The organism is Runella sp. SP2 (assembly GCF_003711225.1).
In the GTDB taxonomy this organism is placed as follows: domain Bacteria; phylum Bacteroidota; class Bacteroidia; order Cytophagales; family Spirosomataceae; genus Runella.
In genome coordinates this window covers 1,234,459-1,248,999 of sequence record NZ_CP031030.1, presented here as the reverse complement: position 1 = coordinate 1,248,999, position 14,541 = coordinate 1,234,459, and the positions used below count along the sequence as shown (strand labels likewise).

5 protein-coding genes are annotated in these 14,541 nt (G+C 42.7%); 1 reads left to right on the top strand and 4 read right to left on the bottom strand.

The window, feature by feature from the left end; all coding sequences use genetic code 11:
* Nucleotides 1–4: 4 nt before the first annotated feature.
* From DTQ70_RS05215 to recR, 3 genes are all read right to left on the bottom strand, one after another.
* Nucleotides 5–3,121: a TonB-dependent receptor gene (locus DTQ70_RS05215; protein ID WP_122929825.1), complete on the bottom strand. Its 3,117-nt coding sequence runs from the start codon at nucleotides 3,119–3,121 to the stop codon at nucleotides 5–7.
* Nucleotides 3,122–3,433: 312 nt separating this feature from the next.
* Nucleotides 3,434–3,811 carry a hypothetical protein gene (locus DTQ70_RS05210; protein ID WP_028522310.1) on the bottom strand — a complete coding sequence of 126 codons (378 nt, stop codon included), beginning with the start codon at nucleotides 3,809–3,811 and terminating at the stop codon, nucleotides 3,434–3,436.
* A gap of 108 nt (nucleotides 3,812–3,919) precedes the next feature.
* Nucleotides 3,920–4,525: a recombination mediator RecR gene (recR, locus tag DTQ70_RS05205; RefSeq protein WP_028522309.1), complete on the bottom strand. Its 606-nt coding sequence runs from the start codon at nucleotides 4,523–4,525 to the stop codon at nucleotides 3,920–3,922.
* Between the two features lie 203 nt (nucleotides 4,526–4,728).
* On the opposite strand from recR, the gene DTQ70_RS05200 reads away from it, so the two are divergent.
* Nucleotides 4,729–6,147 carry a rhodanese-like domain-containing protein gene (locus DTQ70_RS05200; RefSeq protein ID WP_122934277.1) on the top strand — a complete coding sequence of 473 codons (1,419 nt, stop codon included), beginning with the start codon at nucleotides 4,729–4,731 and terminating at the stop codon, nucleotides 6,145–6,147.
* Between the two features lie 73 nt (nucleotides 6,148–6,220).
* Here DTQ70_RS05200 and DTQ70_RS05195 read toward each other — a convergent pair whose 3' ends face one another.
* Complete coding sequence (locus DTQ70_RS05195) at nucleotides 6,221–14,383, bottom strand: right-handed parallel beta-helix repeat-containing protein (RefSeq protein ID WP_122929824.1); 8,163 nt, start codon at nucleotides 14,381–14,383, stop codon at nucleotides 6,221–6,223.
* Nucleotides 14,384–14,541: the final 158 nt, after the last annotated feature.

The window sequence follows — 14,541 nt, the reverse complement described above, 5'->3', positions numbered from 1 at the left end:
CTTTTTAGAATTTAACATTCAAACCAAACGTAGTTACTGTCGTAGAAGGAGTAACTCCACTGTTTACCTCCGTTGTACCCGTTGGCGAACCAGTAATAGCCGCCTCTGGATCTACCCCGTTGTACTTGGTTAAGTAAGAAGACCAAATTTTAGGTTGTTGTATTGATGCATACAAACGCACCGACTCTGCCCCAATTTTCTTAGCAATCGCACTGCTAAATGTATATCCAAAGTTGATGTTTCTTAGCTTAATGAAAGTTCCATCATAGTAAAAGAGCGTTGAATTATACACTGGAAACTCTTGATTACTTTTTGGACGTGGGAACTCATTGGTAGGATTATTTGGTGTCCAGTAGTCAACCTTAATCTGCTGATAACGACCCGCAAGTTGCAATTGGTTTCTGTGGAAACCAGACAAAATGGTGTTACCAAAACGACCAAACAAGAAGAAGCTCAAGTCAAATCCTTTGAATTCAAAGCGATTGGTAAGACCACCCGACCATTTTGGTACGTCATTTCCAATAAGTACCCTGTCATCTGCCGTAATTCTACCATCATTGTTTGTATCCTGTACTTTGATTTGTCCAACCTCAGAGCCATACGATTTAGCCAAATCAGCCTCGTTTGTTTGCCAAATACCTGCTTTCTTAAAGTCAAAATACGTATTTAATGGATAACCAATAAACCATCTGTTACCTAAATCATCTACTTTACCATTGTACAATTCAACGATTTCCTCTCTGTTACGAGTAAATTGGAAGTCTGTTGTCCACTTAAAGCCACTTTTTGAGTTAACGTTTATCGTAGTAACTCCAAATTCAATTCCTGAGTTTCTGGTATGTCCCACGTTGTTACTAAAGAAGTTAAACCCAACCGAACCAGGCAAGAAATCATTTAAGAGAAGGCTTTTGGTGTTTGTCTGATAAAACTCCAATGAGCCTTGTACACGACCACGGAAAACAGAGAAGTCTAAACCGACGTTAGCAGTTGAGGTGGACTCCCATCTCAAATTGGGGTTACTAATGGTACCTGGTCTAAATCCAAATGCACCTGTTGCTCCAAAAGCATAAGTGGTACGTTGAAGAGTCCCTTGCGTTTGGTAGGGTGCTACCCCTTGGTTCCCCACTTGTCCCCAACCTGCACGAAGTTTCAACAAATCCACCCATGAAATACCTTTCATGAATGTTTCGTTGCTGATATTCCACCCTACAGCAACCCCTGGGAAGTTACCATATTTTGTATTCTCACCAAAACGGCTTGAACCATCACGGCGTATTGTTGCTGTTAACAAGTACTTGTCATCAAATGAGTAGTTTACCCGCCCCATTAAAGAAGAAATCGTCCATTCTGTAAGGGAAGATTGAGGTGTAAACACGGTCGTTGCAGAGTTTAGGCTATAAAACGACTGTGCCTGAGCAGGTATTCCTTGAACTTCACTTCTGTATCTTTCAAAATTATCCTTTTGGATAGATTGTACAGCAGTTACGTTAAAGGTATGCTTTCCGACGGTTTTGTTGTAGTTCACGATGTTTTCCATGGTGAAGTTAAACCCAAAACGATTTTCGTTAAATGCTTGGGCATCCCCACGACGACGGGCATTTGTTTCTGAACCAATAAAACGCCCCCAACGTGATATCGTAAAGTCAGGTCCTAAGTTTAAACGGTATGTTAAGCCATCAATTACTTTTACTTCGGCATAGATAGAATTAAAAATTCTGTACCGTTTCGTGTTGTCAATATTAACACCATCTACAACCTCCGAAAGCGGATTAGATAACAAGGCATCGTTTGTTGGCTCGAATATCAAAGAGCCATCGGCATTGTAAGGAGCCCCAAGTGGGTTTGCATTTAAGGTGTTTCCGTAAGGGTTCAAGTTTTCACCATTTCTAATCGAATACATCATGTAACTCGATATACCCACCTTTAGCCTTTTATTTACCTGGTGGTCAATGTTTGCACGAAGTGAGTTACGGGTAAAATCTAAGAGTTTTGTAATACCCTTATCTTGGAAAAATCCGCCCGAGATATAAAATGATGTTCTGTCATTTCCACCTTGAATACCAATGGTATGGTTTTGCATCATTCCAGTTCGAAGAATCAAATCTTGATACTGGGTATTTCTACCAGCTGCAATACCAGCTGCAACGTTAGGATCACCTCCTAAAACGGCTACTTTGGCATCTGCCGCTGCGTCAGCAACGCCAGTTGGAACAGGATTTCCTGCGGCGTCTCGGTATAGGCCCGTAGCTCTATATGCTTCACGTACGTATTCAGCAAACTCCTCTCCAGAGAATAGTTCCAATTTACTATATGCCTTAGAAGCACCTGCGTAAGTATCAAGCGTAACCGTTGTTTTTCCTTTAGTTCCACCTCTTTTTGTGGTTACAAGAACAACTCCGTTTGCACCCCTTGCTCCATAAATAGCAGTGGCAGTGGCATCTTTCAACACTTCTATAGACTGGATGTCGTTAGGGTTCACATCCTCATAACCTGCCGAAAGTGGTATTCCGTCAACCACATACAAAGGATCGTTTCCTGCATTAAATGACCGACGACCACGAATGAGGATTCTTGGTGCGGCGCCTGGTTTAGAACCTGATTGTGAAACGTCAACACCAGCGGCACGGCCTTGTAAAGCTTGCCCCAAGTTGGTTAAAGGCATTTCTGTAATTTGCTTGGCCGTTACTTGCGAAATAGCCCCAGTCATTTGGCTTTTCTTTTGCGTACCATAACCCACAACGACTACCTCTGTCAGTGATTTTTGGTCAACCACAAACGTCACATTAATCGTTGTACGGTTTCCAACAGTTATTTCTTGCTTTTCAAAACCAACGGCCGAAAAAACCAACACGGCGCTGTTGTCTTTTACCGTCAGCTTAAAATTACCGTCAGCGTCAGTATTAGTCCCAGTTGTAGTACCTTTTACGACAATGCTTACACCAGGAATCGCGGTATTATCTTCAGAAGATACTACCTTACCTGTCACCGTCTTATCTGCATTCACTGTTGCAGTTACTCTCACGCCACTGCCATTTGTTGGCGGGGTTTTGGCCTCTGCCCCTGATGCACTAAGCACCACAGCCGCCGCCCACACACTACACAAGATAGAAATTTTCCTCATGATTCGTCAAGGTGATTTTAAATGAGATAGAATTATTTTGGGTTTTTGTATTTACTAATAGGTTTGAAACACATTCGAGTTTAAGATTACTCTTCAAAACAGACAATATTTTATCCAGATTATTCTACGCAAACGTTATCGGGAACGTTGCCAAAATGGTATTTTTCAAACTCAAAGTTAGTTTTATTCCATTTTTTCAGGCATATTACCTTTATTTTTACTTTGAACAATCGACTAAATTTTTGTACTATTTTAATATCAACAAGTTGTTTGAGTACACCAATCGGCTTTTTTTGCCGATGTAATTTTTTTCTAAGAAATTTTCCAGATAATTAAACCAAGGAGAGCAACCCCTACCACTAGGGCAATAAACCAGCGAATAAAATAAAGCGCAGAAGCCAATGGTTTGACTTCTTGATCGAGGGGGTCAATTTCGGGAATGGTGTTTACAGTCTCAATCACACGCTTCCAAAGCCCACGCACCTCTTGGGCAGACATACCCATGTAAGCATCCGACAATTGGCCTACCAATGCCCGTGCTTCTTCCACTTCATCTGATTTGTAAGGATGATTATTGAGCCAAACTTGCCAAAAATTACTCAATTCCATATCGTCAGGTTGCTGCACCCACTTTATAAAAAGTGGTTCTGCTGCAAAATCCTCAACGGTGTACTGAGCAAAATTTTTCATCGGGTACTTTGGCAATTCAACTAAGAATAAATACTGCCAAATAAGCGACCAAATCCAAGATTCTACTGACAAAAACCTAAATTTTAGAAACAGACTTTTAAGTATTTCTTAATCGTAGTTAATACGGCTTACGATACTGCGCCCGAGGGTGATTTCGTCGGCATACTCCAAATCCCCCCCAATAGGGATGCCACGTGCTATGGTTGAGGTTTTTACGCCAAAAGGCTTCAATTTTTTCTGCAAATAAAACGACGTAGTGTCGCCCTCCATGGTGGGGCTAAGGGCCAAAATAATTTCTTTGACCTCGGTATTACTTTGTAGGCGCGAAAGCAGACTTTCTATGTTCAAATCGCTCGGGCTTATCCCTTCTAAGGGTGAAATTATCCCGCCTAGTACATGATATAACCCATTAAATTGCCCCGTATTTTCAATGGCCAACACGTCACGACTGTCTTGTACGACGCACAAAATACTACGGTCGCGTTTGGTACTGAGGCATACCCCACAGAGCTCATCATCCGAAATATTGTGACACTGTTTGCAGTACTGTGTTTTTGTCCGCACTGCCACCAAAGCAGTCGCCAAGCTTTGAACATCTTTTTCTGGCCGTTTGAGCATGTGTAACACAATACGAAGCGCGCTTTTTTTTCCGATACCAGGCAATTTGGCTACTTCACTAACGGCTTCTTCGATCAGTTTGGAGGGAAAATTCATGTAGAGCTATAAACGAATATTTTACAAAAATACGAATTGTAAAAGCATTCTGCAAAGGCTTTTTGGGCGCTCAACGCTTGTCAATGACAATGGCAAAAGCTGACGACAATCAGTTTTTGTGTGTGAGAGATGTTACAAAAGGCCGTGGCGTAACCACTTACTTTTGTCCCAACAATTCACAACATAAAAACACATTTCCCAACATGAAAATCGAGCAAATTTACACGGGATGTATCGCCCACGCGGCCTATTATTTAGAAAGCAACGGCGAAGCTGCCATTTTTGACCCCCTCCGCGAAGTACAGCCGTACATCGACCGCGCGGCCAAAGACAAGGCAAAAATCAAATACGTTTTTGAAACCCACTTCCACGCCGATTTTGTCAGTGGTCACTTGGATTTGATGAACAAAACGGGAGCAACCATTGTATTTGGTCCCACTGCCAAACCTGCCTACGAAGCTACTGTTGCCGAAGATAATCAACTTTTTCAGGTTGGTGACTGCACCGTGAAGGTCATTCATACGCCTGGACATACCATGGAAAGCACAACTTATCTGCTTATCGACGAAAATGGCAAGGAGCACGGTCTAATTACGGGAGACACCTTATTTATAGGTGACGTTGGTCGGCCTGATTTGGCACAACACGTCATTGCGGCTTTGACAGAAGAAAAACTAGCTGGTTATCTTTTCGACTCGTTACGCAACAAAATCATGCCCCTCAGCGACGACCTCATCGTTTATCCCAACCACGGAGCAGGTAGTGCCTGTGGTAAAATGATGAGTAAAGAGACCATCGATACCCTCGGCAACCAGAAGAAGTTTAATTATGCCCTTCGCCCTGACATGTCAAAAGAAGAATTTATCACGTCATTGTTGACAGGATTGACAACGCCTCCAGGCTATTTTCCCCAAAACGTTTTGATGAACATCAAAGGGTATGAAAGCTTGGATACAATCATGGACCGCGGAAACCGTCCGCTTTCGGCCGAAGAATTTGAGACGGCAGCCAATGAAACCCAAGCATTAGTGCTCGATACCCGCAACGCAACCGACTTTGCCAAAGGATTTATTCCAAACAGTATCAACATTGGCATCGACGGTAGTTTTGCCCAATGGGTCGGTGAAATGATTCCTGGCGTAACACAAGAGATTTTGCTAGTGACCGACGAAGGCCGCGAGGAGGAGTCCATCATTCGTCTTTCTCGGGTAGGGTATGACAACACATTGGGATATCTCAAAGGTGGCTTTAACGCTTGGAAATCTGCCAACAAAGACATCGAAACCATCGATAGAATCACCGCTGAAGAGTTTGCAGAACAGTTCACAACGCAACAGCCGATTGTGATTGATGTGCGCAAAAAGAGTGAATTTGATTCGGAACACGTGGAGGGCGTTATCAATATTCCATTAAATACCATCAACCAACATTTAGCCGAATTTCCGAAAGACAAACCATTTGTTCTGCATTGTGCAGGCGGATACCGCAGTATGCTGGCAGCATCAATTTTAAAATCCAGAGGTTGGGATAATTTTGTGGACGTAGTAGGTGGATTTGCGGCCATAAAGTCAACAGCTAAAGTCCCCATTTCAGATTATATATGTCCAAGCACGTTGTTATAGTACATCAATTATTTACAAACGAAAAACCCCTGCCTCAGCAGGGGTTTTTCGTTTATAGATTCTATTTATTCAACTAGAACTTCACCACTTTGAGCGTTGCTTGCTTATCTGGGGTGGTTACGCGTAAGAAATAGATACCTTCTACCAACTTTTCAACCTCAAACTCTTCTTGATGAGATTGCGTTTCTGGCACAAATTTACGCTCTAACATTGAGCGACCCGCTACATCGACCAGTTCAGCCTTCACATTTTGCCCTTTGGCACCTTGAATACCCAAACGCATCACTTTCGTCACTGGGTTTGGCATTACTTGCGCGAAAGAAGTAGAATTTGATGACAAATCACCGTCTGCTAACTGCTGACCGCTCATCGCTGACCGAGCAGCACCTTGACCTGGTCCATCTTTTGAAACAATACGGAACCAAAACTCTTGGTAGGCTAACACATTACCCTGCGCTTGACGTGTAGCTGGATAAATACTTCCCCAACCCTTCATATCCCAGTAACGAACACTAAGCTTGTATAATCCTTTTGGCAAACCTTCGTCATAGATATTTTGACCCTGTTCATTCAGTTGATAGAAGCCATAAGCAGGGTGGTTGGGCGCATATAACTCTGTCCAGCCTTCGCGGTTTGCGTACATAAAATAAGGAGCATTGTTTTCGTGCGTATTGAACGAACGCACTACACCTGTTTCAGGCGTTGCTCTCATATCAAACGTCAACGAACCATTTGTCCCCAAAGCACAAGCATCGGCATGAATCGTCCAATAACGCGGAGCCGTTTTATTTAAGTTTTCCGTAAAATAAATCGTTGGATTACCTTGGGTACTGAAATCCAAGTCTGGACCACCATCCTTAGTAATAAATTGACTACTCCACAACGATTTATCATTAGCCGCTTTAACCGCCGATTGGCTTTGGCCAATGTTGATTAGCGTTATATCAAAAGACTTCCAAAGGATACTTTTAGGCTCACTAAATGGCGTTTGGCATCCATTACCAAAAATACACTGCGCGGAGTAGGATTGCGTAATTGCGTTGTTGAATGCCACCGTCAACACGGCATCTGTTGCGGACGTATTCCACAAAACACTCGCGCCAGCTGGGCAATTTGTAGTAAGCGTAACCGAAGTTCCTGTACATACTGATTCTGCACTTGCGGTCACGATGGGCGCTACGTTCACAGGTAGCACTGTGTAAGTAACGGTGTTGCTAGGCGTACTCAAACAACCCTCAGCATTTCGACAACGAGCATAGTACGACGTAGTGGTTGTCGGTGGCGTCGTTGGTAAATTTGGCAACGCTTGATTGGTTTCAGCATTGTACCACAATGTCGTGAAACTACCGCAAGTTGTGCTTCCTGTAAACGTCGCTGAGGTTGTGCAACTGTTAAGCGGAGTAATAGAAACCGTAGGCGTAATGCTTATGGTTGTCAACTTTAATGTCATAACCGCCGACTCAGTTTCAATACACGAAGGTGTTCCGTCAGATTTACGGCAACGAACGCGGTAATTATGGAAGTTTCCATCGACAATCTGAGAAGGAATTGTTGTTGAATAATCTCCTCCATCAACCGAATAAAGTAACACCTCACCTGCTCCACAAGTCGCATTAAATACCAACGCATTACCATCCTGATCACACAATGTTGCCGACTGCCCCGCTGGGATAGTTGTTCCGTCAGCTACCATTGACACATTTTGCGGTATTGATGCACGATAATTGATTTTAATCGAAATCGCGTTGGTAATAGTCGATGGACACGCATTACATGAAGCTTGGTACTGGTATTCTGTATTATCACTTGGCTGTGACGATGGCGCAGTTGCAGTCCAATCTGACCAAGCTCCAGCGCCTATTTTGGTACGCCAAAGTACAGGTCCTGACAAGCAATTAGTAGTGATGGTCGATGCCAGAGTGTTGTTAGAAGAGTTCCCGTCTGTATCGCACAACGTTGCATTGTTGCCTTCTACAAACTCTGTTCCAATCGCAACAATTTTAATTTGTGGTTTCACATTAATTGTTATTGTTCCAGTAGTACTTGTTGTAACACAAGGCCCTGTCGTAACGATGTTATAAGAAAATACACCACTTGCAGTTGGTATTCCACTGATTGTAAGAACATTCCCATTTACCGCATAAGTAACCCCCGTAGGTAAGCCAGTAACGGATGCTCCAGACGCAGCCCCTCCCAACGTGTACGTGATTGGGACAATTGCCGTTCCAATACATGAAGCCTGCGCGTCAGTTCCAACTGCCGATGACAATGCAATAGAATGGTTCAAGTTAACCGTAATTACCACCGAACCAGTTAGGGCTGACGTACAGCTACCATTTGTACCACTTACCAGTGTATAGGTAGTTGTACTCGAAAGTGCTCCAGTATTGAAACTACCCGTTCCAGCCCCGTTCAATGCTAACGTATAGCTTCCGCTACCATTGATACTATAAGTAACACTCGTGTTTGGCGTTCCTGTGACGGTTATAGTCGCATTGCCCCCTTCACAAATCGTAGTAGCAGAACCAATTGTGGCAGTACCTACGCATGGTACGCAACTACCAGGAACTGGCTGAAAACCTACAGTAACTCCGTCGTTGTCCGTACCTGTTGATAAGAACGGTGCATATTGAATATTGGCTGATGCTGTCCCCGCAATGTCAGGTGCGTTCGCAGGCTTTGTGGCACTTCCACCAAATGCAACAGGAATCAAATCTGCATACGTCGGCTCTGAGCTGTTGGCTGTCGAAATTACTGGCGAAGTTGTCCCGTACCAGTTACAGTTAAAACCCTTTAGATTACTTCCTGCTGCTGGCAAACTCCCCCCTGTTTGGCGGTCAACTACACCTCCGTACCAGTTTCCTGTGATTTTATTTTGGCTAAAAGTACTATTTAGAGCAGTTTGAACTGGGCTGTTTGAACCGCCACTTGCATCCAAAAATAGTATTCCAACCGTCCAGTTATCTGTCACCTCATTTTCGGTAAATAGCGTATTATCTGTTTGGTTGCGGAATATTACCCCTGTGCGATTGTTCGTAATGATGTTATTGTGAATGTTATTGCCATTACTATTGTTTACATCGAGGGCGTTACGGTTGCCTACAAGCTTTGAGTTCTTCAATTCGACCTTGCTTGTCTGTCCTTGTACAGCTACTCCCGCTGTATTCAAGCCCCCATTGTTCCAATCAGTCGTATTATTACCTGCGCGAGTAATGGTAAAACCATTAATGATAACACCATTCGCGGCAATCTGAAAGGTTGCTCCTCCTCCACCTATCGGGCCTTCAACGATAGAAACATCAATACCTGCTCCGTTAATCGTTAATTGTTTAGTAACACTAACGTCCTCTTTATAAGTCCCTGCTCCCACTGTAATCGTGTGACCGTTTTGAGTGTCTGCATCATCAATGGCCGCCTGAATACTACAGAAGCTTTCTCCTGTATTTGTGTTGGTTACCGAACCTCCTCCTGAACATCCTGTACAACTATTAGGCACTGGCTGAAATCCGATAGCGCCAGCGTTATTGTCAGTACCACTAGTCAAAAAGGGCTCAAAAGTAACACTTCCAGAAATGAGTGGCGAAACAGTCGCTCCCGTACCACCATACCAGTTACAGGTAGCACTAAGTAATCCTGTACCTGAGTTTTTAATCCCAAACGTATTTCCAGAAAGGTTATTATTGGTCACAAAAATCGCTTTCCCTGTAATATTCTCCCCAGTTGGAACACTGATACCATTGGTAGAACCCGATATAATGTTATTAGTTATATTTACAGGGCCTGTAAACGAAGTTCCACGTACCCTGATTCCACCCCGATTCGCATCTGTACCTGTATTTGCATTGGTAATTACATTATTTGATATTGTTACATTTCCAGAGGCATCTGCAATCTGAATACCTTGTTGGACTGTATTACTAATTGTATTACCATTAATCAAGCTATTGGTAAGAGCCAAGTTCATACCCGCATTCACTGTCCCATTAATGGTATTATCGGTTATTTGTGCTGTCGTTACCCCTCCGTTGCCTGCATTTAATTGCAAGGCATTGCTGCTCATACTCAAAAAACGGTTATCTTGAATGGTGGCATTTGCGGTGTTTGTGCCTGAACCCGTAAAAACAGCTAATTGACCAGAATTAGAATTTATTAAATTCTTACGGAATGTAATATCAAGCACAACAGTATTTCCCGTATTTCCATTATAGTTTAATGGACTTGTAACGCCTTGGAATTGGAAGCCCTCAATTACTATCGTTTTGCTGGCTGCGTTATCTACATTCAACCCACCTGTAATGATAGCTTCTGTTACTCGACTTCCAGTATTAGGAGAAATCAATTTATTTGGCCCACTGATGGTTAACGCTTTAGTGACGTCTAGGTTCTCATTATACGTCCCTGCGGCTACCGTAATAGTATGACCATCTTGGGTGTCAGCATCATTGATCGCTGGCTGAATACTACAAAAATATTCGTTCGTATTCGTGTTCGTTACCAAACCCGCTCCAATTCCTCCAACATTGCGACTATCAGTCGTGTTACCACTAAAATTGTTACCACTTATCGTGTTACCACACGTAATCGGTGAATTTCCACGCCCAAAAAATTGATCCGATAGGTTTGATTGATCCGCATCATTAGGGTAATTCGATGGGTTCTGTTGTTGCAATATTCCCACCTCATTGTTAGTCAATGTATTTCCCGTTACTACATGATTCGTCCCTTCTATCACAATCCCAAATCCTTCACTCGTACTGCTTTGCTGATAGCCCGTCACTGTATTACCCGTAACAGTAACACCATTAGGTACATCCACATTCGACGCCTGCTTACCCCGCCGAAAAACTGCTATCCCCGCTCGGTCACTCAAATTACTGTTTTGAATAGTCAATGTAACATTGTTCCCTGATACAGTCACTCCGCCTGCGGGATTCTTAATCTCTATCCCATAACGACCTCCTCCTGTAATCGTATTATTGTTAATCGTATTTGGACCCGTTTGATTTGATAAACCACTCACACCAATGCCGTTATCACCACCTGATATATCTATCGTGTTGTTATTAATCGTCACATTCGATGCCGTCCCGTCCTGTAACTCTATTCCACAACAATTGTTGTTCGTCAACTGGTTGTTAGAGATTGTAATGTTCTGCTTGAAGCCATTCCATATCACTATACCTCGGGCTCCTGGGCCACTATTGTTCACCACTGAGTTCGTAATTGACACATCCGAAATTGGACCATTTGCATAAAACCCTGAAGCATTGCTATTATCCAACAACGCTACATTCGTCACCGTTACGTTATTGTTGCCCCCAATGCCATAAATACCCCCATGAGAATTCCCACTCCCACCAGTAAACTTCTGTATCGTGAAGTTCTTAATAGTCACATTTGTAACACCATTGTTAAGAACGATTCCACTTTTCGTCCCCAAACCTGTCCCATCCAAAATCTGTAAACTCTTATCCGTACTTACTCCTTGTAACGTCAACGACTTGTCAACTACCAATGATTCGTTGTAAGTGGCCTCGCTACACTCAATAACGTCTCCTGATGATGCTGCCGTTATTGCTGCTTGTATCGTTGAGAAGTAGGTATTTTGCGTTAAATTATGAACAGGCAAAAAGAATTGAAGCGTCCCTTTGCACGAAACATCAGGTTTGTGATCTAATTTACCTTCAAGGGTATTCCTTTGTGCTAAATTCATCGACAAAGGCAATTGTAACCCTGAACCAATGTCAAATTTATTGTTGACAATATTCAAATTTTGACCCCAACACTCCATCGTTGTAGGCCACTGCCCAGTACTAGGGTAGGTCGGAAAAGTTGACCCATTGGTTGACCCAGACTGCCCATCAAGCGATACAAACGTAGCGAGTGATGAGGCAAAAGTATTCTCATTACCTACTGTTCCAAGCGTGAAAGTTCCATAAGAATCATTATCACTGTCATGGTTTAAAAACAAAAGCGCCGTTCCTTGCCCGTTGAAGGTGTTATTTGTAGCCGTCATGCCAACGGCAACTTGGGTGATTGCATTCGAGTTGCCGCTAATTGATTTGGTGTTGAAAACCAAAGAACGAGAATTCGCGTTGAGCCCTGTAAATGTATTTCCATTGAAGGTAACATTGTTCATGTTTTCTACCGACGCCGCCCAATTGTAATTGGTAAAAGTGTTAGAAGAAACAGTATGTGCGATTCCATTGTAATTATTTTTTATGCGCAGTACAGCTGCGCCAGGCGCTGAAGTATTTGCGAAAGTAGCATTGAACGCATTAGATGTAACGGTTACAGGGCCCGCAGCAGCATTTTGGTCTGAAAGTTCTACCCCTCCACCGTTTAAGTTATTGTTAGTAATGCTAATAGCTCCATTGCTGCCAAATCTAACCAACACATCGTGGTTAATCGTTTGAAGAGTATTACCTGAGAAAGTACCTCCACCTTCATCTACAGAAACGCCTGAACGAAAATATCGCGCTACAGTAAAAGCATCCGTTTCTCCACCAATGGTATTGCCTGTAAATGCAATTGTATTAACTCCTCCTGACGCTATTCTGTAATTGGTAGTACCACCATAATTAATACTAACTGCATTGCGGTCAGTATAAGACCCTACCGAAGCTGCTGCGGATGAACCTGTAGCTAAAATGTTATTGTCTTTGACCGTAATACCAGAAATATTGACTCCACTTGCAATAATGGCACTCGATAACTTCGTTAAATCTACCTTCATGTCAAAATTTTCAATCGTGACATTAGGTTTAGAAACATCAAATAATGATGGCTTCCCCGTTGCTGAGCCCGTAAAATTAATAACAGGCTTGGCCGCCCCTACTCCTTTGATAATAAGCGACTTATTCACAACCACTTGTTCGCTATACGTCCCTGCGGCTACCGTAATAGTATGACCATCTTGGGTGTCAGCATCATTGATCGCTGGCTGAATACTACAAAAATATTCGTTCGTATTCGTGTTCGTTACCAAACCCGCTCCAATTCCTCCAACATTGCGACTATCAGTCGTGTTACCACTAAAATTGTTACCACTTATCGTGTTACCACACGTAATCGGTGAATTTCCACGCCCAAAAAATTGATCCGATAGGTTTGATTGATCCGCATCATTAGGGTAATTCGATGGGTTCTGTTGTTGCAATATTCCCACCTCATTGTTAGTCAATGTATTTCCCGTTACTACATGATTCGTCCCTTCTATCACAATCCCAAATCCTTCACTCGTACTGCTTTGCTGATAGCCCGTCACTGTATTACCCGTAACAGTAACACCATTAGGTACATCCACATTCGACGCCTGCTTACCCCGCCGAAAAACTGCTATCCCCGCTCGGTCACTCAAATTACTGTTTTGAATAGTCAATGTAACATTGTTCCCTGATACAGTCACTCCGCCTGCGGGATTCTTAATCTCTATCCCATAACGGCCACCCCCTGTAATCGTATTATTGTTAATCGTATTTGGACCCGTTTGATTTGATAAACCACTCACACCAATACCGTTATCACCACCTGATATATCTATCGTGTTGTTATTAATCGTCACATTCGATGCCGTCCCGTCCTGCAACTCTATTCCACAACAATTGTTGTTCGTCAACTGGTTGTTAGAGATTGTAATGTTCTGCTTGAAGCCATTCCATATCACTATACCTCGGGCTCCTGGGCCACTATTGTTCACCACTGAGTTCGTAATTGACACATCCGAAATTGGACCATTTGCATAAAACCCTGAAGCATTGCTATTGTCCAACAACGCTACATTCGTCACCGTTATGTTATTATTACCCCCAATGCCATAAATACCCCCATGAGAGTTACCACTCCCACCCGTAAACTTCTGTATCGTGAAGTTCTTGATAGTCACATTTGTAACACCGTTGTTAAGAACGATTCCACTTTTCGTCCCCAAACCTGTCCCATCCAAAATCTGTAAACTCTTATCCGTACTTACTCCTTGTAACGTCAACGACTTGTCAACTACCAATGACTCATTGTAAGTGCCTGCACTAACATTAATTACATCTCCAGCACTCGCCGCATTAATTGCCGCTTGAATTGTTAATTTTGGAAAACCGATACTACCTGAGTTTCCATCATTTCCTGACGGAGAGACATATAAATCTGCCGCTAGAAGGGAGGTTGTAGTAAGTAGAAATAGAAGAAGAGACAAATAAAGCACGCTTTGTTGCCTAACCTTTACGTAGTATTTTTCCATAGAGGGTAAAATAGTAAATGGTGAAAAGATGATGATTAATTACCTAATAAAACATAAATCATAGACTGATTATGTTTTATTCGTCAAAATTCAACTTAAAAAGAAGGAGTAACAATACTCAATATCCAGTAATTGATTGAATGGTTTTTTAGCATTTT